Below are 22,738 nucleotides of genomic sequence, written 5' to 3'. Positions count from 1 at the left end.
CCACTGTACGAACGACCTGGACGCCATGGGCCACGCCTGCTCGGCTCTGCCTGGGTCGATGGTGGACGGGATGGGAGCCAACCCCGCGCCACCACCACGGGCCCGCAGTCGGGAACGGCGCCCCCTCCATCCCGGTGCCGGCCGATCCCCCGCCGGAGGCATCGTTCTGACCGTGGCCGCTACCGGTGGCACTCACCTCGTGGCCTTCGGCTCGCTGCTATGCGCGTGGCCCGGACACCGGCCGGGCTGGAGCGGGGCAGAGACAGGAGCGCAGGCCCGGCCGGGGGCCGGGCCGCGCGCGGTGAGCGGAGCGAGCCCCCTTGAACCAGTAGAGAAAGTTGTAACTCACTCTTCAGGGCGGGGCGTGAAGTCGTGCGCGCATGCCGGGAGTTCGGTGCCCTGGCGGTGCGCGAGGGGCAGGAAGAACGCCGGCCGGATGGTCCAGGTGATGCGGGTGCCGGCGTGGGTCAGGGACACGGTGCAGGGCTCGGCCCGCAGCAGGGCTCGTCGGGTGTCGATGCGGCCGTCGTACATCCACTCCCACGCTGCGCTGGAGGCGTCCGCGTCCAGTGCCGGGGAGATCGTTTCGAGGGCGACCGCTACCCAACGGTCCGCTTGTGTAGCGGAGTAGGCGTCGAACGATGCCACCAGTGCCGGCGGGCCCTGATCGGTCAGGCTCTCCGTCCAGCACTCGCACCAGAAACCCCACCGGGGCAGCTTCATCAGCATCGCCGGCCTCCCAGCCGTGCGTCGGCGTACAGCTCGGCGGTGACCGTGTGACCCTGGTCGGTGTCGTGGACGACGACCCGGTGGGCGATGAGGCTGACCATGCCCAGTCCCCGGCCTCGCTCGGCCTCGTGGTCCTGGTGCTCGACCTTCGGGGCCGTGGCCGCGCCACCGTCATCCGTGACCGAGACCGCGACCACCTGGGCCGAGACCGCGACGGCCAGGTGGAAGCTGCCGGGCTCCCAGCCGCTGGCCGTGTGGCGGATCGCGTTGGTGCTCAGCTCGCTCACGATCAGCTCGGCGTCGTCGGCCAGAGGGGAGTCGCGCAGGATGTCGCGGGCCCAGCGGCGGGCCCGGCTCACTTCTTCCGGGAATCCTGGGCAACTCAGCCCCCAGACCCGGGTTGTACTCGTATACTCGTGCATACAAGTTCCTTCGTGCTGGTAGGCCGCCATGTGCAGCGGGTTCGGACTAGACGAGTTTCACGCCGTCGTGGGCGCGAACGGCCGGCGGGGTCGTAGCGTCGAGTGCGTCAAGCACACGTATCGCGTACGCCTCGTCGGCAAGCTCGGTGACCTCTTCGCGGGTGGCCCAGCGCAGTGCGCGGGTCTCGTCACCGGTGGTGGGCACACCGTCGGCGGCTTCGCAGCGGAAGACCAGCGAGACGATCAGGCCCTTCATGTTCTTGTAGACGCCGGTCAGGGTCGCCGGAAGGGCGATCTTGATGCCGGTCTCTTCGAGGACTTCGCGCTGGAGAGCTTCCGGGATGGTCTCCTCGCGTTCGAGGACACCGCCCGGCGGCTCCCAGTGACCGTTGTCGCGGCGCTGGATCAGGAGGGCCCGGCCTTGGTCGTCCACGACGACCCCGGCGACGCTCACGGAGTGCGGGCGTTCAGTGCTCACGTTCCTCGGCCCTCTCGGCTGGCTAGGCTCTCCACCGTAGCAACAGCACTCGCCCACTCGTCTAGATACCTAAAGGAGTACTCACGTGAGCCCTCTTTCTTCGGGCCTCCTCGGTGATCTCGACCCCACGAGCGATCGTGCGGTCTTCCGGCAGATCGCCGACCAGCTGCGCGAGGCCATCGACCGTGGGCGATTCCGCGAAGGCGAGAAGCTGCCCTCCGAAGCCGACCTCGTGGACCACTTCGGGGTGTCCCGGATGACAGTCCGCAACGCCTTCTCCATCCTCCAGGGCGAGGGCCTGGTCCACGCCGAGCACGGCAGGGGAGTCTTCGTACGGCCACGACCGCCCGTCAGGCGACTCGCCTCCGACCGCTTCGCCCGCCGTCACCGGGAACAAGGCAAGTCCGCGTTCATCGTGGAGGCCGACGCGGCCGGCGGCCACCCCCAGGTCGACAGCCTGGAGGTCAAGGAGGAGAAGGCCAGCCAGGACATCTCCACCCGCCTCGGCTCCGTGCGCCGTGTGCTGGCCCGACGGCGCCGGTACCTGCTCGACGGGCGGCCGGTCGAGTTCGCCACCTCTTACCTCCCGCTCGACATCGCCCGCGGAACCCCCATCGCCGAACCCAACCCCGGCCCCGGCGGCATCTACGCCCGCCTGGAAGAGCTGGGCCACCGCCTCGACCACTTCGACGAGGAGATCCGCGCCCGGATGCCCTCGCCCGCTGAGGTCAAGACGCTGCGGCTGGCCGCCGGTGTCCCGGTCATCCATCTCATCCGGACTGCCTTCGACACCGAGGGGCGGGCCGTGGAGGTCTGCGACACGGTGATGGCGGCGGACGCCTACGTCCTCTCGTACCAGCTTCCGGCGACCTGATCGTCACGATTTGCGGTGGTGCGCGGGGGCGTTCTCCCGAACTCGTACACCCCAACACGCTTACTCGTATAGACGAGTGGGCGAGTTGTATGGCAAGGTGATTCCGCGATCCCGATCAAGGGGTTCGCAGGACCCATCTTGTATAGACGAGTAGATAGGAGTGTGCCTTGCGCACCATCCGCGTGGAGACCTCCGGCGCCACGATCCTCCTCACCGAGGCCCCCGAACCGAAGGTCCGCGACCGGCAGACCGGCGAGATCGCCAAGGACGCCAACAGCGGTGAGGCGCTGATGACCATCGGCGTCGTCTACATCGAGGACGGCGAGTCCTCGCTCATCAAGGTCACCGTCCCGGAGGGCGGCATCTCCGAGGGGCTGACGCTGGGGGCACCGGTCTCGCTGCCGGGCCTGGTCGCCCGGCCGTGGGAGTCCGTCTTCAACGGCCAGCAGCGCCACGGCATCGCCTACCGCGCCGCCGCCGTCACCCCCGCCGCCTTCCCGGCCGTCACCGGGGCCGCTGCCTGATGTCCGACCTGACGACGCTTCTGGAAGTGGGTGGTCCTGTCGCCGCGCTCGGCGGCGGGGCCGCCTACGCCCGGGCCAAGCACCCGGCGGCGTACTGGTCCACGGTCGGCCTCCCGGTGTCCACGGTCCGGCTGCTCGGCACGTACGGCTCGGTAATGGAGGCATGCGGCCTGACCGTGGCGCCGTCCCGGCTCCGGATGCTCGCGGCCAAGGCCATGACCCGGCGTGAGGTGCGGCCCGTACCGCCTCGCCGGGGCCTGCTCCGACCCACCACGACCGGGCTGCGGATACGCCTCCGCCTGGCCCCTGGCCAGGAACCCGCCGACTTCGCCGCCTCCGCCGAACGGCTGCGGCACGCCTGGGGCGTCCACGCCGTCTACGTCACCCCGGTCAAGCCGGGTGTCATCGAGCTGCGGCTCGTCGGCTACGACGTCTTACGGCGGGTCCGCATGCCGCGCAAGATCGCGGACGGCTTCCTCAAAGTGCCGGTCGCCCTGCGCGAGGACGCCACGCCGTTCGTACGCGACTACCGCACCATCCCCCACCAGCTCACCCTCGGCGCCACCCTGTCCGGCAAGTCCATGTACCTGCGCCACCTCATCGCCGGCCTCGCCCCTCAGCCCGTCGCCCTGGTCGGCATCGACTGCAAGCGGGGCGTCGAACTGGCCCCCTTCGCACCTCGGCTCTCCGCGCTGGCCACCGACCCGGAACAGGCGGCCGAACTGCTGCCCGTGCTGGTCAAGGAAATGGAGGACCGATACGACCTGATCAAGGCCCGGCAGGGCATCGCCCCCGGCACCCCGGACGAGGAGATCACCTCTGACATCTGGGGCCTGCCGGAGCACGAGCGCCCCGTGCCCGTCGTGCTGTTCGTGGACGAGGTGGCCGAACTCTTCCTCGTGGCCACGAAGAAGGACGAGGAACGCCGGGACGAGATGGTCACCCAGCTCATCCGGCTCGCCCAGCTCGGCCGCGCCGCCGGCATGTACCTGGAGGTCTGCGGGCAGCGCTTCGGCGCCGAACTCGGCAAAGGCGCCACCATGCTCCGCGCCCAGCTCACCGGCCGCGTCTGCCACCGCGTCAACGACGAAGCCTCCGCAAAGATGGCCCTCGGCGACATCGCCCCCGAAGCGGTCATGGCCGCCTGCTCCATCGCACCCGAACGGCCCGGCCTCGCCGTGGCGGGCGACACCTCCGGCGGCTGGTCCCGCATCCGCACGCCCTACCTCTCCCTCACCGACGCGGCCGAGACCTGCCGCGCGTCGGCCGGACTGGTACCCGACCTGCCCGCGCTGGAGCCCTTCCGCCCCGACGTGCCGGAACGTCCGGTCGAGCACGCGGCCCCGGCCGTCCTGCCCCACCCGGTAACCGACTGACCTACCCCCGCCCGACTCCGGAAGGAGCCGCATCATGCGCGCCCACCTGGCCCGCGTCGACGCGGTACTCGTCCAGGCGCTCATCGCCGCCGCGCTGTCCTTCGCCCACCTGCACGATGTCGCCGTGGCGGCCGGGCAGGACGGATGGAAAGCGTGGGCCTATCCCATCTCCGTCGATCTGTTGCTCGTGGCCGCCTGGCGTCGACTGCGCTCCGGCAACGGCAAGGCCGCGGCCTGGTGCTGGTTCGTCATCGCCCTCGCCGCCTCCCTCGGCGCCAACGTCGCCACCGCCGGCCTCCTCGACCTCGGCAACGTTCCCGCCTGGCTGCGCATCCTCGTCGCGGGCTGGCCCGCCATCGCCTTCCTCGGCGGGACCCTCCTCGCCCACTCCGCGCCCAAGCCGGAACCCGAGACGGAAGTCATCGAGGACCAGGTGGACGAGCCCGAAACCGCCCCCGAACAACCCTCCACCGAGACATCGGCGCGACCGACACCCGTCCCGGTCCCGTCCGCCCTGGTCGACCACGCCCGCAAGGTCGCCGCCGAGCACCACGCCCGTACCGGTGCCCCCATCGACACCCCGACCCTCCGCGCCCGCCTCGGCGTCCCCGCACCGATGGCCGAAGCCATCGCCGCCCACCTCTGAGAGGAGACCGCGTGTCCGCCAACCGCAGCTTCCGCAACGTCACCCGCATCGGCCCCGTCCAGGTCGGCACCTCCTACGACAACCGGGGCCGCGAGAAGCACACCGCCGCCTGCACCGCCCCGCGCTGCGGCTTCTCCGCCGACTACGACAGCCGCGCCGCCGCCGAACTGGCCGCCCGCACCCACCGCTGCCCCGTCCGCTGAAAGGACCCGGACCACCGTGACCGTCAGCCTGCCGCTCGTCCTCATCCTCGGGTTCTTCGCCTGGGGAGCGATCAAGTTCCTCGGCGTCCGCCCCTGGATCGTCGTCCTCATCGCGCTGTTCGGTTTCTGGCTCTCGCACACCTTCCTCGCCCCCGCCATCGAGTCCGGCACCCGGTCCGGCGTCGGCGTCGTAAACGGCTCACATGACTAGACGAGTAGATAAGGAAGGTCAAGCTGTGTTCCTGCCCAAGTACCCGGAGAACCCGACCCCGCCGTCCGCCCACACCCACGCGCCGGCCGACCCGGCGCCCGCCCGACGCGGCCTCGCGTCCCTTCCCGTCGATCAGAAGACGGTCCTGGCCCTGCTCGTCGGCGGAGTCGTCCTCACCGCGCTCCTGGCCGCCGTCGCCGTCACGGCCATCTCCGTGGCCGTCGCCACCGTCGTCCTGCGCTCCCTGCTCCGCGAGCAGCACCGGCGCTGACCCGTCCGACCGCACCCGGGACGGCCGCGACACGGCCAAGCATCCGGCCGCCCCGGGCCCATCACCCCTGACCGATCCAGTCAGAAGGAGACCGCCATCTTCACCCGCACCACCCCGCCCCCGCTCCCGGAACTCGCGAGGCTGGCCGAAAACGGCAACCTGCCGGGCATCCTGCGGCAGCTCTCCGGGCTCGGCGGCTGTACCCACCCGATCCGCCTCGACGGCCACCGCACCGAGTACGACATCGACACCACCACCGGAGAGATCGGCCGCGTCCTCCAGCACCTCGACTCGACCACCCTCCCGGCCGGCCAACTCCTCGTCCGCTGCAACAACCGCCGCACCACCCGCTGCCCGGCCTGCGCCGAGGTCTACCGCCGCGACACCTTCCACCTGATCACCGCCGGACTGCGCGGCGGCAAAGGCACCCCGGAACACGTCGCCGCACACCCCCGCGTCTTCGCCACCTTCACCGCCCCCGGCTTCGGCCCGGTCCACAACCGCCGCACCGACGGCCGCCCCTGCCGCTGCGGCACCCACCACAACCAGGACGACACCACACTCGGCACCCCACTCGACCCGGACACCTACGACTACGAGGCGGCCGTGCTCTGGAACGCCCACGCCGGACAGCTCTGGCGCCGCTTCTCCATCCACCTCCGCCGGGAGGTCGCCAAGCGCGCGGGCCTGTCACAGCGCCGGTTCCGCGACCACGCCCGCGTGTCCTTCGCCAAGGTCGCCGAGTACCAGAAGCGTGGAGCCGTCCACTTCCACGCGGTCATCCGCCTCGACGGCCCCAGCGGCGCCGACACCCCGCCCCCGCCCTGGGCCACCGCCGAACTCCTCACCGACGCCATCCACGCGGCAGCCGCCAAGGCGCGCGTCGACGGCCCGGTCATCGACGGCCGCGCCCACACCTTCACCTTCGGCCGCCAGCTCGACGTACGCACCATCCGCTCCGCCGACTTCAACGACGGCCAGGAGCTGACCGAGCGTGCCGTGGCCGCGTACATCGCCAAGTACGCCACCAAGGGCGCCGAGACCGCGACGGGCGCCCTCGACCGGCCGCTCAAGTTCGCCGCCGAACTCGCCCAGCTCGACATCAGCGACCACGCCCGCCGCCTCATCCGCACCGCCTGGACCCTCGGCGCCCGCAAGGATCTGGAACACCTCCGCCTGCGCGCCTGGGCCCACATGCTCGGATTCCGCGGCCACTTCTCCACCAAGTCCCGCAGCTACTCCACCACCCTCGGTGCCCTCCGCGACGCCCGCGCCGAATGGCGCCGCGCCCAAGCAGCAACCGACGAACGCCCGACCGACACGACGTACGTCCTCGCCCACTGGGTCTTCGCCGGCACCGGCCTGTCCGACACCGAAGCCTGGCTTGCCGCATCCCTCGAACCCGCTCCCGGAACGGAAGGAGAGCCCACCGCATGACCACGGTGACCATCACCCGTAAGTGGCACACCACGGCCGAAGTCGCCGAGATGCTCGGCTTCGGTCTCTCCAAGACCAAGGCGCTCATCCTGAGCGGTGAGATCCGGTCCGTGAAGATCGGCCGCAACCGCCGGATCCTCCCGGCCTGGGTGGACGAGTACGTGGCCCGCTGCGCCTCCGAGGCCGAGGAGTGGGCGGCATGAGCGGAAAGCGCGCGAACGGCGAGGGCTCCATCTACCCGTACAAGAACGGCTTTGCGGCCTACGTCTGGGTCACGACCCCGGAGGGTGACCGCAAGCGGAAGTACGTGTACGGCAAGACGCGCGAGGAGACCCACGAGAAGTGGATCAAACTCCACAGCGAAGCCAGCAAAGGCCCTGTGCTGACCCGGCACCGCACGGTACAGGCGTTCCTCGCCTACTGGCTTGAGTCGATCGTGAAGCCCAACCTGGCCCCGCTGTCGTACGTGTCCTACGAGGGCTCGGTGCGGCTCTACATCAACCCGCACCTGGGCGGGAAGCGGCTCGACAAGTTGACCGTCCGGGACGTCCGGGAGTGGCTGACCAAGCTGGCCGGTATCTGCCAGTGCTGCGCCCAGGGCAAGGATGCCAAGCGAGCCAAGGCACGGCAGCGGTGTTGCGCCGTCGGGGAGTGCTGCGAAGCGTTCCCGTCCCGGCGCGTCATCCAGGCCGCCCGTGACGCCCTCCGTGCTGCCCTGACCCACGCCGTCACCGAAGAGGAGATCGGCAAGAACGTCGCCTCCCTGGTGAAGGTCCCCAAACCGCGCCGCCGCCGGATCAAGCCCTGGTCGGTCGCCGAGGCGGGCCGGTTCCTCGCCGACTGCGCCGCGCGGGACGATCACCTCTTCGCGGCCTGGATGCTCGTGCTCTGTCTCGGCCTGCGCCGGGGCGAGGTCCTGGGGCTCACCTGGAAGTCGGTGGACTTCGACGCGGGTGAGATCTACGTGGATCATCAGATCCAGCGGGCCGGGCGGCAGATCCTCCACCGGGAAACCAAGACCGAGGAGTCGGACGACTTCCTTCCCCTCCCGGCGCTGTGCCTCAAGGCCCTCCGCATGCGGCGGGCTCAGCAGAGCGGTGACCGGAAGGCGGCCGGTGAGCTGTGGCAGGACACGCGCGAGCTGGTCTTCACCACGAAGTACGGGACGCCGATCGAGCCGGGGAACCTCACCCGGATGTTCGCGCTGCGGGCTCGCCGCGCCGGCGTCCGCGTCATCCCGCTCCGGAACACCCGCCACACGTGCAGCTCGCTCCTCGTCGCCCTGAAGGTGCACCCGAAGGTCGCCCAGCGGATCCTGCGGCACTCCCAGATCGCCATGACGATGGAGGTCTACGCCGAAGCCAGTGAGGAAGAGGTGCGGGCCGCACTCGGCAAGCTGTCCGATGCGATGGGCGGCGCCGGCTGACGCGGTTGCTGTACTTCGCTGCTGTACGCCCCTGAAACGCAAGAGGCCCCGGAGTAATCCGGGGCCTCTCACCTGTGTGCACTCGGCAGGATTCGAACCTGCAACCTTCTGATCCGTAGTCAGATGCTCTATCCGTTAAGCTACGAGTGCTTGTTCTTTTGTTTTGCCTTCGCTCCCGGTCCTTTCGGCCCGCTCGCGGCGACAGGAAGAACATTACATGACTGCCGCCGTCATGTGAAATCCGATCCCCACACCCCCTCTGACCTGCGGAAACGCCCGCAGACCAGGATTGGGGCGAGGGAGACCCGGGGAACGACGAAGCCCCGGTCCTGGGGACCGGGGCTTCGGTGGGAGCGGAGGCGGAGGGATTTGAACCCTCGATGGGCTTTAAGGCCCAAACCGCATTAGCAGTGCGGCGCCATAGACCGGACTAGGCGACGCCTCCAGCACAACCGCTCACGCGAGCGCGCGAATGGTGCGTGCAGATGATGACACAGGCGAGTGCCCTGTCACCAATCGCCCCCCACGGTACTAGGCAGGCGGGCCGCAGGGCAAAGGGCTTCCCGCCGACGCGGCGAAACGTCCCGGCCGGTCCGGCGTTGACAGGGCATGGTCTCTGCTCTGCCGGTCCCGCCGGCCCCGTCGGTCACCGCACGGTGCCGCCACCGCGTCCTGGCGTCCCTCGCCGTCGCCGCCTGCCTCCTCCCCCTCGCCGCCGTACCCGCCGCCGCGGCCGGCGCCATGCCACCGCCGGTGCGGCCCGAGGACCGCGCGTCCGGCGCCATGCCGCCCCCCGTCCGGCCCGAGGACCGGGGTGATCACCTCACCGTCGTGGTCCGGCACGCCGGTGCCGGGCGGGACGGGAGGTACGACGTGTACTGCCACCCCGAGGCGGGCCGGCACCCGGACACCGTCGGGGCCTGCCGGGTGCTCGACGAGAACACGCGGTGGGGGCGGGACCCCTTCGCGCCGGTCGCCCCCGGCACCGTCTGCACCATGGTCCACGGCGGCCCGGCCACCGCCCGGATCACCGGCACCTGGGCCGGACGCCCGGTCGACGCCACGTACGACCGCGGGGACGGGTGCCGGATCGCGCGGTGGGACCGCATGGTGCCCCTGCTGCCGCGGATCGGCGGCCCCGCCCGGACCGAAGCGCCGACCGGCGGGTCCTCCCAGGCCGAACCACCGACCGGAGTCCCCGCCCAGACCGAACCACCGGCCGGCACGACCGCCCAGGCCGAACCACCGGCCGGCGGCCCCGTCCGGATCGAGCCGCACACCAGCGTGTCGGCCTGATCCCCGCCGCAAAACAACGGCCCCGCCCACGCCGACCCACCGACCAAGGACCCCATCCAGGCCGCACCACCGACCAAGGACCTCGTCCAGGCCGAGCCAGGGACCCGCGGCCCTCTCCGGGCCGAGCCGGAGATCGCGGGTCCGGTCGGCCCGGCCCGGCCCCGGACGTGGGTGTGACGTGCGGGTTCGACGGGGGCGCCGGTTCCGTAAAGGAGCCGGGAAGGTCTCGCGGAGCCGGGGTATCGGTCATGCGTTCGCCGTCACTTCCTCGTGGGACCTCGCCGCCATCCGGCGCCGCGAGGACGACCCGTGCCCTTAGACTCCCTCGCGTGACACGTCGCGGGCGCCTTGGCAAGATGGCCCGAGCGGTCGGCAAGGTGCGGTAACAGGGAGGAAGGCGTCTCGTGAGCAGCAGGCCATCCCGAGGCGCTGCTCGCCTCGCAGCCATACTCGACGCGCTGCCGGACGCGTTGGTCCTGGTCAACGCCAACGGAACCGTCGTCAACGCCAACACCATCGCGCTGGAGGCCTTCGAGACGCCCGGCACGGCCCTCGTCGGCCGTGGGCTGCTCGATCTGCTGCCGCAGTTCGACTCACGGCTCATCCCCGGCTCGATGCGGCGGCCCGACCACATGGCCCCGCAGGGCCGTACCAAGCCCACCCGGATGGTCGCGCGGCGCACCGACGGGACCGAGTTCCCGGTCGAGGTCACCAGCGCGAACCTGGAGAACGGGCAGCAGGCGTACGACGGTTACGGCTACACCGGTGACGAGCTGCTGATGATCGTGGTCCGGGATCTGTCCGGGACCGTCGACACCGAGGCGGAGCTGGCCCGCTCGCAGCGGCAGACCGAGATGATCCTGCGGGCGGCCGCGGAAGGTGTCGTGGGCACCGACACCGACGGGCGGATCGTGCTGGTCAACCCGGCCGCCGCCCAGATACTGGGGTACCGGGCCGGTGAGCTGGGCGGCAAGGAGCTGCACGCCCTCGTGCTGCACTCCCGCGCCGACGGCTCGCCCTTCCCGTACGAGGAGTCGCCGCTCGCCGACACCCTGCGCTCCGGCCGCAAGCACCGGGTGCGCGGCCAGGTGCTGTGGTCCAAGGGCGACCAGAAGGTGCCGGTCGATCTGACCACCGCGCCGGTACGCGACGGTGACCAGCTCGTCGGCGCCGTGATGACCTTCACCGACCGCCGGCCGTACGACGCCGTGGTCGAGGAGAAGGCCGCGCTGGAGAAGGCGCACGCCGAGGAGCTCGAGCGGCTCTCCGAGGAGCACGCCTCCGACCTGACCGCGCTGCGCCAGCAGCATGTCGCCGAGCTCGAGGAGCTGCGCGAGAAGCACGCGGAGGAGCTGGCGGCCGGCGAGGAGCGGTACGCGGCGCTGGGCGAGCGGGAGAAGGACCGGTACGAGGCCCTCGCCGGGCGGCACGAGCAGTTGCTGACCCTGCTCGGGCAGTCGCTGCGCGGGCCGCTGGACGAGCTGCGGCGCGAGCTGTCCGCGCTGGCGGCCGACGACGCCGGCCAGCTGTGGCCCGAGGCCAACCAGGTCCTGCACCACCTGTCCGCCGGCTACTCCCGGATCACCACCCTCATCGACAACGTCCTCGGCTACCAGCGGCTGGACGCGGGCACCGAGGACATCACCCGTACGAAGGTGATGCTGGACGCCGTCGTCGCCGCCGGTGTGGACGGGGCCGTGGAGCTGATCGGGCCGGGGCGGGTGCAGTTCGCCGTGCACGCGCCACCCATCGAGGCCGAGGTCGACCCGCGGCGGCTCGCCGTCGCGCTCGCGCACCTCGTCGCGGACGTCGCCGGGGTCGACGCCACCGGCAACACGCCCGTATCGGCGGGCGGTTACCTGGACAACACCGTCGTGGTCGCCGCCGCCCAGCGGGGCGAGGTCGCGCGGATCGAGGTACGCGGGCCGTACGCCGGGGGAGACCCGGTGCACGAGCCGGTCGTGCGCGGGATCGTGCGCGCCCACGGGGGCGTGCTCCAGACGCACGAGGTGCCGGGCATGAGCGGCAGCGCCTATGTCCTCGAAGTGCCCCTCGGGGGCGGGGCGGGCGCGATCGCGCCGCAGGTCCCGGGTGCCATCGGCGCGCAGCTCCCGGACGCCGTCGGCGCGCGCATCGCGGGCGCCGTGGCCGGCGGTCCGCTGCCCGATGCCGTGGCCGGCGGTCCGCTGCCGGACGCCGTCGCCGGTGCGCCGCTGCCGGACGCCGTGGTCGGCGGACCGCTGCCGGACGCCGGTGAGGTCTCCGGCGACGATGCCGGCGCGGCCGAGCCGGGTGGCGGGGGCGGTCGGCGGCGGGCCCGGCGGTCCTCCACGGACGCCTTCCTGGAGAGCGACCTGGCCGGTGCCGGTGACACCGGTGAGATCGGGGCACCGGCCCCGACCGGCCGGCGCCGGCGGCGGGCCTCCGCGCCCGCCGGGGAGACCGGCGTGGTTCCGGCCGAGGGCGCGGAGAGCGCGTCCGGCGGGACCGGACGGCGCCGCGCCCGGCCGGCCGACGGCGTGGGCGCCGGTACGGACGCCGGTGCCGGTGAGAACAGGGGCGCGGGCGACGGCGTGGCCGAAGGGGCCGTCGTGACCTCGGCCGAGCAGAGCGCGGGGGCCGCCGCCTCGGGTACGGGCCTGGGCGGCACCGTGCCGCCGCAGGGCGTGCCCTCGGGTACGGGTCGGCGGGCCCGCCACGAGGTGGACGCCGCACCGCAGGCCGCCCTGCCGCCCGCCCTTCCCGCGGCGCAAGCCGGGACGGGAGCCGGTGACGCGGTGGCGCCGGGCGCGCGGGCCGTTCCCGTCCAGGGCGGTCCGGTGGTTCCGGCCCAGGGTGGTCAGGCAGGTGACGCCCACGGAGGCGAGGCCGTCGCCGCCGAGGGCGCGCAGCCGGGCGGGCGGCGCCGACGAGCGCTGGCCGCCGCGGCGGAACGTGCCGCGGCGCAGGAGGCGAGCGGCCCGCGTACGGTGTTCGCCCTGCCCCCGGCCGACGCCGACCGGTCCCCCGAGACCCCTGAGCCCCAGGGGGCCGACGAGGGTGAAGGGACCCACGAGACTTCGGCCCCGGTGAGTGGTACGCCTCCGGTCCCGGGCGCGGGTACGGCCGTACCCGCGGCTCCCGGTGCCGACGCGAGTGCTGCCGTACCGGTGGCTCCCGGTGCCGGTGTGCCCGCCGACCCGAGCCCGGGTGGAGCGGCCATGACCCCGGACGCCGGTGTGCCCACGGCCCCGGTCGCCGGTGCGCCCGTCGCTCCGGGTGCCGGGATCGCCGAGGGCGGCCGGCCGCACGTTCCCGGTGCCGGCCCGCTGCCCGGCCAGGCGCAGGCACCCGGTCAGGCGCCGCTGCCCGGTCAGGTGCAGCTGCCCGCCCAGATGCCGGTGTCCGTCGAGGGGCCGGCGGGGGTCGACGGGCGGCACGACGCCGTACCGCTCGACCAGACCGAGGACCACACCCCGCCGCAGCCGCACCCGACCAGCGCGCCGACCGGCCGTCGGCGCCGGGCCGTGGCGCAGCCCGCCGAGGCCGCCCAGGCGGTGGCTCCGGGGGCCGTACCCGGCCAGGTGTCGCAGGGGACCGCCGCCGTACCGCCGCTTCCCGGCCAGCACACCCCCGCGCCCGGCGTTCCGGCGCAGGGCGCGGCCGCGCAGGGCACGATCGGGCAGGGCATCCCCCTCCAGGGCGGTCCCGTGGCTCCCGGCGCCCAGTCCGGTGCCGCCGTACCCGCCCAGGGCACGCCCGGACAGCCCACGCCCGCCCCGGCGGCGCCCGCCCCCACGGCACCCACCCCGGCCACGCCGCCCCAGGGCACGCCCGCCCACGGCATGCCCGTCCAGACCACGCCCGCCCAGGGCACACCCGTGTCGGGCGCACCCGTCCAGGGTGCCGCCGGGCAGCCCACGCCCGCGCGGGCGCCGCAGTCGCCGGCCGCCGCGCAGCCGGGCACCCCGCCCGCCGGTACCCCGGTGGCGGGCCCGGGCCCGCTGCCGTTGCCCGCCGAGACCGCGCCCGGTCAGGTGCCGGGCGCCCAGCCCGTGCCGGTGCCGCCCGTCGGCGGCCCCACGGCCGGCGTCCCGCCGCAGTGGCCGGGTGCCGGCGACACCGCGGGCGCGGGAACCCCGCTCCCGGCTCAGGACCCCACGCCCCCCGTCCCGGCGACACCCGCCACACCCGCTCAGGGCACCCCGGTCCCCGGCACGCCTGCCGCTCCCCCCACCGCCCCTGGTGGTCGACCGCCGCGGGCCGCACAGCCGTTGCCCGCCGAGGCCGCGGGTGGCGGACCGGTCGACCCGGACTCCACCCAGGGGCGGTCGATCTCCGTGCGGACGCTCGGGCAGGGCGTGCCGTTCGCCCGGCAGGCCGCGCAGGTGCAGCAGCCGACGGCGACCCCGCCGCCGCACGCGCCCGGCGGTTCCGGCCGCCGCCGCAAGCTGGGCACGCCCCCGGACCCGGCCAGCCGCCAGGAGGCCCGGCCGGAGCAGGGGGCCCGGCCGCACCCGGCGTCCGAGCCGATGCCCGGTCACCCGGCACCCGTCGGCCGGCCCCCGGCGCCGCAGCCCTCGCCGGCCGGTCAGCCGCCCATGCCGGGGCGGCCGGCCCCGGGCACCGAGGGAGCCGGGCGGTCGTACGCCATCGGCGCGCCGGGACCCGACGCCGCCGAGGGACCGGAGCCGCTGGACGGTCCGGGCGGGGCCGTGGAGGTGGCGGACACCCCGCGCCCGCAGCCGCTGGACGACGAGCTCCCCCCGGAGCCGCTGGACAACCCGCGCCGGCTGCTGGTGTGGCCCGCGCCGGACGTGACGACCCAGCAGGCGCTCAGCGACCGTGGTTACCGGCCGGTCATCGTGCACTCGCGCGAGGAGGTCGACGCGCAGATCGCGGCCTTCCCCGCCGCGCTCTTCGTGGACCCGCTGACCGGGCCCATCACCCGGACGGCCCTGCAGTCGCTGCGTCAGGCCGCCGTGGCGGCCGAGGTGCCGGTGCTGGTCACGGCCGGGCTCGGCCAGGCGTCGCGCGAGGCGGCGTACGGCGCCGATCCCGCCGTACTGCTGAAGGCGCTGGCGCCCCGGGACAGCGAGCAGCATCCGCCGCGGGTGCTGCTCATCGAGGAGCACCCGGAGATCGCGCTGGCGCTGACCACGACGCTGGAGCGGCGCGGGATGCAGGTGGCGCGGGCCGCGAGCGACAACGACGCGGTGACGCTGGCGGGGCAGTTCCGGCCGAACCTGGTGGTGATGGACCTGATGCAGGTGCACCGCCGGCGGGCCGGGATCGTGGACTGGCTGCGTGCCAACGGGCAGCTCAACCGCACCCCGCTGGTCGTCTACACCGCCGCCGTCGACCAGGCCGACCGGCCCCGGCTGGCGTCCGGCGAGACCGTGCTCTTCCTCGCCGAGCGGTCCACCAGCACCGAGGTGCAGAGCAGGATCGTCGACCTGCTGGCCCGGATCGGCACCAACTAGGGTCCGCCGGCCGAACGGCACCGCCCACAGCCCCGGCCCGGCCACGACCGTACGCCGCGCGCCGGTCCCGCCCGGAAGGCCGGACGGACGTCGCGCGCCGGCCCGAAAGCGGTCGGCCCCGGACTAGCGCGCCACCAGCCTGCGGGCCGCCTCCTTGACGGAGGCCCGCAGGCGGTCCCGGTCGCCGTCCCCCGTGCCCGCGAGGATGCGCCGCATCTGCGGGACCGCGGAGATCCAGTTCGTCAGCGAGATCAGCAGGATCAGCAGGTCACCGGCCGGGATGGTGTCCGTGATGACCCCCCGTTCCTGGCCGTCCCGGACCTGGGCGACCTTGCGGGCGTAGTGGTCCTGGCGGGCCTCCTCGTCGGGCAGTTCGGCGGTGCCGTACTCGATGCCCTCCCAGAAGAGCAGGCGCAGCAGCTCGGGGTGGGTGGCGTGGTAGTCGAGGAGGCGGTCCACCCAGCCGTCGATGTCGTCGGGGTCGACGGGCACGGCCGCGGCCAGGTCCACCATGCATCGGCCGAGGACCTGGGTGAACAGCTCCGCCTTGTTGCCGAAGTAGGCGTAGATCAGCTGCTTGTTGGCCTTGGCCGCGGCGGCGATGCGGTCGATGCGGGCGCCCGCGATGCCGTGCCGGGAGAACTCGGCGACCGCCGCCTCGAAGATCCGGGCCTTGGTGGCCTCGGGGTCCCTCACTGTTGCCATGGGGACAGGGTAGGCGCCCACGAGTCGGTAACCAACTATTTGGTTGACGGGAATGAGGACGCCGGTGCACGCTGTTGACGTCTGTCAACCAACCAGTTAGTTGTGTGAGCCGGCTCTAAGGAGAAGCTCCCCGCCATGCCGTCAGCCACCACCACCCACCAGGCATCGCCCGTCCGCGGACCCGCCGCTGAGCGACCGGCCTCCGGCACCCTCTTCCTCCTGCTCATCGCCGTATGCACCGCCGTCACGGCCGCCAACATCTACCTCGCGGCCCCGCTGCTCCCGCTGATCTCCCACGACTTCGGCACCACCCCGTCCGCCGTCGCCTGGATCGCCTCGGTGGCCCAGCTCGGTTACGCCGCCGGCCTGCTCTTCTTCGCTCCGCTCGGCGACCGCGTCAACCGTCGGCCGCTCGTCGCCTGGCTCTCCGTCGCCACCACGGTGGCGCTGCTCGCCGCGGCCGTGGCACCGGGCACCGCGGCCCTGGCCGCCGCCGTCTTCGTCGCCGCCGCGGCGACCGTCATCCCCCAGTTGCTGGTCCCGCTGGTGGCCGCCCGCGCCCCCGCCGACCGGCGGGCCCGGCACGTCGCCGCCGTCATCGCCGGGCTGTTCACCGGCATCGTCGCGGCCCGGGTGCTCGGCGGTCTCGCCGGGCAGGGCCTCGGCTGGCGCTGGGTGTTCGCCGGATCCGCCGTCCTCACCCTCGCCCTGGGGCTGGCCACCGCGCTGGCCCTGCCGTCCGACCGGCCGGCCCGGCAGGGCGGGCTGTTCTCCGGCTTGGCCGAGCTGCCGGGGCTGCTGCGCCGCTCCCCCGAGCTGCGGCGGTCCTGCGTCCGGCAGGCGGGGATGTTCGGCGCCTGGAGCGCCCTGTGGACCTCGCTGTCCCTGCTGCTGACCGGGCCGGCGTACGACCTGTCCACCGCGACCGCCGGGCTCTTCGGCCTCTTCGGGCTCACCGCCAGCGTGGTGGCGCCGCTGGCGGGCGGCCTGGTGGACCGGTTCGGTGCCGCGCGGGTCGTCGGCACCGCGTTCGTACTGGCCGCCGTCGCCGTACCGCTGTTCTGGCTCGGCGGGCACGTGCTGCCGGCGCTGTTCGCCGCCGCGATCGCGATCCACGCGGCCCTGGTCGCCTCCCATGTGGCCAACCAGACCGTGGCCCTCACCACGACCACCGCACCGGCCACCGCCAACACGGCCTACGTCGTCTCGGGCTTCGCCGGCGGCGCGCTCGCCTCGGCCGCCGCGGGCCCCGCCTTCGGGCACTGGGGCTGGGCCGGGGTGTGCGCGGTGGCGGGTGTGTGGCTGGCGCTGGGCTGGGCGACGACGATACGGACCGGCCGGCGCTGACGCCGGCACCGGCGGCCGGGGCCGGAACCCACCACGTGTGGGCTCCGGCCCCGGCCTCGTTCAGCGACAGGAGAGGTCGGGCACGTACCCGCGACCGTCACGGCCAAAGCGCCCGTACCGCCGTCACAGGCGGGTGACCTCCAGTTCCCCCTCCGCGTACTGCCGGCGCAGCACCTTCTTGTCGAACTTGCCCACACTCGTCTTCGGCACCGACTCGACGGTGGTCCAGCGCTCGGGCAGCTGCCAGCGGGCGATCCGGACCTCCTCCGCGAGGAAGGTGCGCAGGGCCTGGAAGTCGGCGCTCGCGCCGGGCCGCAGGACGACCGTGGCCAGCGGGCGCTCGCCCCACTTGTCGTCGGGTACGGCGACCACGGCGGCCTCGGCGACGTCCGGGTGGGACATCAGCGCGTTCTCCAGCTCGACCGAGGAGATCCACTCGCCGCCGGACTTGATGACGTCCTTGGCGCGGTCGGTGAGGGTGAGGTAGCCGTCGGGGGAGATGGTGCCGACGTCCCCGGTCTTCAGCCAGCCGTCCGCGCTGAACTTGTCGCCGGGGCGCAGGGGTTCGGCGTCGGGGCCGTTGTAGTAGGCGCCCGCGATCCAGGCGCCGCGTACCTCCAGCTCGCCGGCCGACTCGCCGTCCCACGGCAGGTGTGCGCCGTCGGGGCCGGTGAGGCGGGCCTCGACGCCCGCCGGGAAGCGGCCCTGGGTGACGCGGTAGCGGAACTCCTCGTCGGTGCCGACCGCGTGGGCCGGCGGGCGGGCCACCGTGCCCAGCGGGGAGGTCTCCGTCATGCCCCAGGCGTGGCAGACCCGCATCCCCAGCTTGTCGAAGGCCGCCATCAGGGACGGCGGGCAGGCGGCGCCGCCGATGGTGACCTGGGTGAGGGAGGAGACGTCCCGCGGCCGCGCGGTGAGTTCGCCGAGCAGGCCCTGCCAGATGGTCGGGACGGCCGCCGCGTGGGTGGGCCGCTCGGACTCGATCATCCCGGCGAGCGGGGCCGGCTGGAGGAAACGGTCCGGCATCAGCATGTTGACGCCGGTCATGAAGGTGGCGTGCGGCAGCCCCCACGCGTTCACATGGAACTGCGGGACGACCACCAGGGAGGTGTCCTGGTCGGTCAGGCCCATCGACTGGGCCATGTTGACCTGCATGGAGTGCAGGTAGACGGAACGGTGGCTGTAGACCACGCCCTTGGGGTCGCCGGTCGTGCCGGAGGTGTAGCACATGGCGGCGGCCTGGCGTTCGTCCAGCTCGGGCCAGTCGTAGTGGTCGGGCCGGCCGGCGATCAGCTCCTCGTACTCGTGCACCCGGGCGGTGGCGCCCGCCAGCGGGGCGCGGTCGCCGGGGCCGGAGACGACGATGTGCTCGACCGTCGGCAGGTGGGGAAGCAGCGGCGCGAGGAGCGGGATCAGCGAGCCGTTGACGATGACGGCCTTGTCGGCCGCGTGGTTGATGATCCACACCAGCTGCTCGGCGGGCAGCCGCAGATTGAGCGTGTGCAGCACCGCGCCCATGGACGGCACGGCGAAGTACGCCTCGACGTGCTCGGCGTTGTTCCACATGAGCGTGCCGACCCGGTCGTCGCCCCTGACGCCCAGCTCGTCCCGCAGGGCATGGGCCAGCCGGGCGGCGCGCGCCCCGATCTCGGCGAAGGTGCGCCGGTGCGGCTCGGGCTCCCCGGTCCAGGTGGTCACCCGTGACGATCCGTGGACCGTCGACCCGTGGGTCAGGATCCTGGAGATCAGCAGCGGTACGTCCTGCATGGTGCTCAGCACGGAGTCCTCCCGGGCGACATTGCCTACGCGGTGGTAGAGGTTGCGCTGATTCTGCGCGCATACCACGCGGTATGTCACTAGGGGGTGCGTCACGCTCCGGTCACCGTGAACGGAGTTCGCCGGCGGGGCGGGCGGTCACCGCGGGCGGGCGGGAGGCCCTAGCGGGCCGGGGCCAGCTCCGGGTCCTCGCGCAGCTTGCCCAGGGCCCGGGAGACCGCCGACTTCACCGTGCCCACCGACACCCCGAGCAGCTCGGCGGTCTGAGCCTCGCTCAGGTCCTCGTAGTACCTGAGGACGACCATGGCCCGCTGGCGCGCCGGCAGCCGCAGGACCGCCCGCCACATCGCGTCGCGCAGCGCCTGCCGCTCGGCCGGGTCCTCGCCCACGGGCAGCGGCTCGGGCTCGGGCAGTTCCTCGCAGGCGAACTCGTCCACCCGGCGCTTGCGCCACTGGGAGGTACGGGTGTTCACGAGCGCCCGGCGCACATAGCCGTCCAGCGCCCGGTGGTCCTCGATCCGCTCCCACGCGACATAGGTCTTGGCCAGCGCGGTCTGCAGCAGGTCCTCGGCGTCGTTGGGGTTCGCGGTCAGCGAGCGCGCGGTGCGCAGCAGGACGGGCTGGCGGGCCCGCACGTACGCCGCGAACGTCGGGTAGAGAGGAGTCTGCCGCCTGGGTGCGGCGGCGGCCGAGGCGCTGGTGCAGACGGGTGTGGTCATGCCTCCACGCTAGGAGCGGGGACCCCGCCCGGGTATCGGCCGCAGGTCCTGAAGGCGGGTCCCCCTCAGGTTGTAGGGGTAGGGCTGCCTCCACCTCCTGAAGGTGGAGCACGGGTCCGTCCCGTCTGCGGGTACGACCCTGAGGAACCGCCGGAAGCGCCCCTGAGGACTCACCCGTCCGCCGTCAGGACCAGCCCTGATGTCGGTACCCCGGTGCCGGCCGTCACCAGGGTCCGCGAGGCCCCCGGCACCTGGTTCACGGCCGTGCCCCGCAGCTGCCGTACCGCCTCCGCGATGCCGTTCATGCCGTGCAGGTACGCCTCCCCGAGCTGGCCCCCATGGGTGTTCAGCGGCAGCCGCCGCTCGGCCACGAAGTCCGCCGCCCGCCCCCGGCCGCAGAACCCGAACTCCTCCAGCTGCATCAGCACGAAGGGGGTGAAGTGGTCGTACAGGATCGCCACGTCGATGTCGTCCGGGCCGAGACCGGAGGTGCGCCACAGCTGGCGGGCCACCGCGCTCATCTCCGGCAGGCCGGTCGGATCGTCCCGGTAGAAGCTCGTCATCTGCTCCTGCGCCCGGCCCGCGCCCTGGGCCGCCGCGGCGATCACGGCGGGCGGGTGCGGCAGGTCCCGGGCCCGCTCCAGGGAGGTGACGACCACCGCCTGCCCGCCGTCGGTCTCCTGGCAGCAGTCCAGCAGCCGCAGCGGCTCGGCGATCCAGCGGGAGGCGGCGTGGTCGGCGAGCGTGATCGGGCGGCCGTGGAAGTACGCGGCCGGGTTGGTCGCCGCGTACGCCCGGTCCACCACGGCCACCTGCCCGAACACCTCGGGGGTCAGACCATGGGCGTGCAGGTAGCGCCGGGCCGCCATCGCCACCCAGGAGGCCGGGGTGAGCAGCCCGAACGGCAGCGTCCAGCCGAGCGCCGCGCCCTCCGCCGACGGCTCCCGGTGCCGTACGCCCGCGCCGAACCGGCGGCCCGACCGCTCGTTGAACGCGCGGTAGCAGACCACCACCTCCGCCAGGCCCGTCGCCACCGCGAGCGCCGCCTGCTGGACGGTGGCGCAGGCCGCGCCGCCGCCGTAGTGCACCCGGGAGAAGAAGGACAGCTCGCCCATCCCGCAGGCCTGGGCCACGGTGATCTCCGGGCTGGTGTCCATGGTGAAGGTCACCAGCCCGTCCACGTCCGCCGGGGTGAGGCCCGCGTCGTCGAGCGCGGCCCGCACCGCCTCCACCGCCAGGCGCAGTTCGCTGCGGCCGGAGTCCTTGGAGAACTCGGTGGCCCCTATGCCGGCGATCGCGGCCCGGCCGCCGAGGGTGTCGCGGGTGCGCAGGCTCATGGCGTGGCCTCCGGGTTCGCGCCCGGGACCGTGACCGTCACCGTGCCCGTCACATGGTCGCCGAGCCCGTTGGCCCCTACGACCCGTACGACCGCCGTATCACCGTCGACCTCCTCGACGGTTCCGGTCAGCACCATCGTGTCCCCCGGGTAGTTGGGCGCCCCCAGCCTGATGGCGACCTTGCGGAGCACCGCCTTGGGGCCGAAGTGGTCGGTGACGTACCGGCCGACCAGGCCGTTCGTCGTCAGGATGTTCATGAAGACGTCCGGCGCGCCCTTGCGCCGGGCCAGTTCCGGGTCGTGGTGCACGTCCTGGTAGTCCCGGGAGGCGATCGCCCCGGCCACGATCAGGGTGCGGGTCACCGGGATCTCCAGCGGCTCCAGCCGCTCGCCCGCCCTCACCGCTCCACCGCCGTGACCGAGGACAGGGCCTGGAACACCGGCAGAGTCAGCTCCTCGTCGACGCGCCGGAACCCGGCCCGCACCGGCAGCCCGATGCGCACCTCGTCGTACGGCACCCCGACCACGTTGCCCACCATCCGCACGCCCTCGGCGAGTTCGACCAGGGCGACCGCGTACGGGGGGTCGAAGCCCGGGGCGGGCGGGTGGTGCACGACGACGTACGAGTAGACCGTGCCCTCGCCGCTCGCCTCCACGGTGTCCCAGCCGAGGCCGCCGCAGGCGTTGCAGCCGGGCAGCCAGGGGTGGCGCAGGGTCCCGCAGGCCGTACAGCGCTGGATGAGCAGCCGGCGCTCGGCCACGCCCTGCCAGAAACCGGCGTTGTCCCGGTTGATCACCGGGCGGGGACGAAGGGGCTTCGAGGGCGCGGGCTCTTGGCGGCGCCGGGACTCGGGCTCTTGGTGGCGCCGGGGCTCGTGGAGCTCGGGCCCTCGACGCTGCTGTCGGGGCTCGTGGGGCCGGTGTGGTGCCGGGGCGTACTTGAGGACGCGGAAGCGGTGGACGCCCGCCGGTTCCCCGGCCACCCGGACCTCCGTACGGGTCGTGATGAAGTAGCCCGTCCCCAGCCGGGTCGTCTTGCGGCCGGAGACCTCCTCGATCACCGTGTCGAACGTGACCTCGTCCCCCGGGCGCAGCGGCCGCGGGTACTCCTGCTCGCAGTCGGTGGCCACCACGGCGGTGCAGCCCGCCGCGTCCAGCAGGCCGAGGAGTTCCTCGTACGCCCCGGTACGGCCCGGGTGCCCGCTCAGGCCGCCCATCGTCCAGACCTGGAGCATGGTGGGCGGGGCGATGGCGTCCGGGCCGGTGTAGGCGGGGTGGGTGTCGCCCAGCGCCTCGCACCAGTGCCGGATCATCGGCGCGTTCACCGGGTCCTTGCCGGCACCGGCGACGGCGGCCGGCCGTCCCACGAACTTCCTGAGCCGCTCGCCCAGCTCGTCACGCGCCTGCTCGTCGCTCACCGCCACCCCCAGGACTCCCGATGACGGTTTCTGACTGTCCGTCAGATAATCGGGCCTGTCAAGGTGGCCGGACACGACTGCG

Annotated in this window: 21 protein-coding genes, 2 tRNA genes and 1 pseudogene; 13 read left to right on the top strand and 11 right to left on the bottom strand. The window is 73.4% G+C overall.

The window, feature by feature from the left end:
• Positions 1-345 precede the first annotated feature (345 nt).
• From IE251_RS11880 to IE251_RS11870, 3 genes are read right to left on the bottom strand one after another with little or no spacing between them, the layout of a single operon-like run.
• Positions 346-729, bottom strand: a complete 384-nt coding sequence (locus IE251_RS11880) for a hypothetical protein (protein ID WP_189752835.1) — start codon at positions 727-729, stop codon at positions 346-348.
• Positions 723-1,151 (bottom strand): ATP-binding protein, encoded by a 429-nt coding sequence (locus tag IE251_RS11875; RefSeq protein WP_189752834.1) that lies wholly within the window; start codon positions 1,149-1,151, stop codon positions 723-725. The genes IE251_RS11880 and IE251_RS11875 overlap by 7 nt, the downstream gene beginning before the upstream one ends.
• Before the next feature lie 46 nt (positions 1,152-1,197).
• On the bottom strand, positions 1,198-1,605 hold the full coding sequence (locus IE251_RS11870) for an NUDIX hydrolase (protein ID WP_030642758.1): 408 nt from the start codon (positions 1,603-1,605) through the stop codon (positions 1,198-1,200).
• Positions 1,606-1,714: 109 nt separating this feature from the next.
• On the opposite strand from IE251_RS11870, the gene IE251_RS11865 reads away from it, so the two are divergent.
• From IE251_RS11865 to IE251_RS11820, 10 genes are all read left to right on the top strand, one after another.
• Positions 1,715-2,503 carry a GntR family transcriptional regulator gene (locus IE251_RS11865; protein ID WP_086696535.1) on the top strand — a complete coding sequence of 263 codons (789 nt, stop codon included), beginning with the start codon at positions 1,715-1,717 and terminating at the stop codon, positions 2,501-2,503.
• Between the two features lie 167 nt (positions 2,504-2,670).
• The gene (locus IE251_RS11860; protein WP_030642755.1) at positions 2,671-3,027 is read left to right on the top strand and encodes an SCO3933 family regulatory protein; all 357 of its coding nucleotides are present in this window, start codon (positions 2,671-2,673) and stop codon (positions 3,025-3,027) included.
• A complete protein-coding gene (locus IE251_RS11855) occupies positions 3,027-4,403 on the top strand; it encodes an FtsK/SpoIIIE domain-containing protein (RefSeq protein ID WP_189752833.1) in 1,377 nt (458 codons plus the stop codon). Before IE251_RS11860 ends, IE251_RS11855 begins: the two co-directional genes overlap by 1 nt.
• Before the next feature lie 34 nt (positions 4,404-4,437).
• Positions 4,438-5,049 carry a DUF2637 domain-containing protein gene (locus IE251_RS11850; RefSeq protein WP_189752832.1) on the top strand — a complete coding sequence of 204 codons (612 nt, stop codon included), beginning with the start codon at positions 4,438-4,440 and terminating at the stop codon, positions 5,047-5,049.
• Between the two features lie 11 nt (positions 5,050-5,060).
• Positions 5,061-5,252, top strand: a complete 192-nt coding sequence (locus tag IE251_RS11845) for a mobile element transfer protein (RefSeq protein ID WP_014673670.1) — start codon at positions 5,061-5,063, stop codon at positions 5,250-5,252.
• A gap of 16 nt (positions 5,253-5,268) precedes the next feature.
• Positions 5,269-5,463: a hypothetical protein gene (locus IE251_RS11840; protein WP_167513003.1), complete on the top strand. Its 195-nt coding sequence runs from the start codon at positions 5,269-5,271 to the stop codon at positions 5,461-5,463.
• Between the two features lie 25 nt (positions 5,464-5,488).
• Positions 5,489-5,734, top strand: a complete 246-nt coding sequence (locus IE251_RS11835; protein ID WP_189752831.1) for a SpdD protein — start codon at positions 5,489-5,491, stop codon at positions 5,732-5,734.
• Between the two features lie 141 nt (positions 5,735-5,875).
• Complete coding sequence (locus IE251_RS11830) at positions 5,876-7,171, top strand: replication initiator (RefSeq protein ID WP_189752954.1); 1,296 nt, start codon at positions 5,876-5,878, stop codon at positions 7,169-7,171.
• Positions 7,168-7,374, top strand: a complete 207-nt coding sequence (locus tag IE251_RS11825) for a helix-turn-helix domain-containing protein (RefSeq protein WP_189752830.1) — start codon at positions 7,168-7,170, stop codon at positions 7,372-7,374. The genes IE251_RS11830 and IE251_RS11825 overlap by 4 nt, the downstream gene beginning before the upstream one ends.
• A complete protein-coding gene (locus tag IE251_RS11820) occupies positions 7,371-8,597 on the top strand; it encodes a site-specific integrase (RefSeq protein ID WP_234470806.1) in 1,227 nt (408 codons plus the stop codon). The genes IE251_RS11825 and IE251_RS11820 overlap by 4 nt, the downstream gene beginning before the upstream one ends.
• Positions 8,598-8,674: 77 nt before the next feature.
• On the opposite strand, the gene IE251_RS11815 is transcribed toward IE251_RS11820, so the two are convergent.
• Positions 8,675-8,747 (bottom strand) — tRNA-Arg (locus IE251_RS11815).
• A gap of 204 nt (positions 8,748-8,951) precedes the next feature.
• Positions 8,952-9,042: transfer RNA gene (locus tag IE251_RS11810), tRNA-Ser, on the bottom strand.
• A 164-nt stretch (positions 9,043-9,206) separates the two neighbouring features.
• Between IE251_RS11810 and IE251_RS11805 the strand changes: the two are divergent.
• Positions 9,207-9,740 (top strand): annotated as a pseudogene (locus IE251_RS11805) (SSI family serine proteinase inhibitor); the annotation flags it as partial.
• A gap of 557 nt (positions 9,741-10,297) precedes the next feature.
• Positions 10,298-15,355 (top strand): PAS domain-containing protein, encoded by a 5,058-nt coding sequence (locus IE251_RS11800; protein WP_229896704.1) that lies wholly within the window; start codon positions 10,298-10,300, stop codon positions 15,353-15,355.
• 123 nt (positions 15,356-15,478) lie between these two features.
• Here IE251_RS11800 and IE251_RS11795 read toward each other — a convergent pair whose 3' ends face one another.
• A complete protein-coding gene (locus tag IE251_RS11795) occupies positions 15,479-16,060 on the bottom strand; it encodes a TetR family transcriptional regulator (protein ID WP_189752827.1) in 582 nt (193 codons plus the stop codon).
• A 135-nt stretch (positions 16,061-16,195) separates the two neighbouring features.
• Between IE251_RS11795 and IE251_RS11790 the strand changes: the two genes are divergently transcribed.
• Positions 16,196-17,407 (top strand): MFS transporter, encoded by a 1,212-nt coding sequence (locus tag IE251_RS11790; RefSeq protein ID WP_189752826.1) that lies wholly within the window; start codon positions 16,196-16,198, stop codon positions 17,405-17,407.
• A gap of 123 nt (positions 17,408-17,530) precedes the next feature.
• Here IE251_RS11790 and IE251_RS11785 read toward each other — a convergent pair whose 3' ends face one another.
• The 5 genes from IE251_RS11785 to IE251_RS11765 form a co-directional block, all read right to left on the bottom strand.
• Positions 17,531-19,186 carry a long-chain fatty acid--CoA ligase gene (locus IE251_RS11785; RefSeq protein WP_189752825.1) on the bottom strand — a complete coding sequence of 552 codons (1,656 nt, stop codon included), beginning with the start codon at positions 19,184-19,186 and terminating at the stop codon, positions 17,531-17,533.
• 158 nt (positions 19,187-19,344) lie between these two features.
• Positions 19,345-19,902, bottom strand: a complete 558-nt coding sequence (locus tag IE251_RS11780; protein WP_030786156.1) for a SigE family RNA polymerase sigma factor — start codon at positions 19,900-19,902, stop codon at positions 19,345-19,347.
• A 170-nt stretch (positions 19,903-20,072) separates the two neighbouring features.
• A complete protein-coding gene (locus IE251_RS11775) occupies positions 20,073-21,239 on the bottom strand; it encodes a lipid-transfer protein (protein ID WP_189752824.1) in 1,167 nt (388 codons plus the stop codon).
• Positions 21,236-21,640, bottom strand: a complete 405-nt coding sequence (locus tag IE251_RS11770; RefSeq protein ID WP_189752823.1) for a MaoC family dehydratase — start codon at positions 21,638-21,640, stop codon at positions 21,236-21,238. The genes IE251_RS11775 and IE251_RS11770 overlap by 4 nt, the downstream gene beginning before the upstream one ends.
• Positions 21,637-22,656, bottom strand: coding sequence for a bifunctional MaoC family dehydratase N-terminal/OB-fold nucleic acid binding domain-containing protein (locus IE251_RS11765; RefSeq protein ID WP_307784888.1), 1,020 nt, complete (start codon positions 22,654-22,656; stop codon positions 21,637-21,639). The genes IE251_RS11770 and IE251_RS11765 overlap by 4 nt, the downstream gene beginning before the upstream one ends.
• Positions 22,657-22,738: the final 82 nt, after the last annotated feature.

Source organism: Streptomyces eurythermus (assembly GCF_014649115.1).
Taxonomy (GTDB): Bacteria; Actinomycetota; Actinomycetes; order Streptomycetales; family Streptomycetaceae; genus Streptomyces; species Streptomyces eurythermus.
Note: the sequence above shows the minus strand (reverse complement) of the source record. Positions and strands in the feature narration are given on the sequence as shown.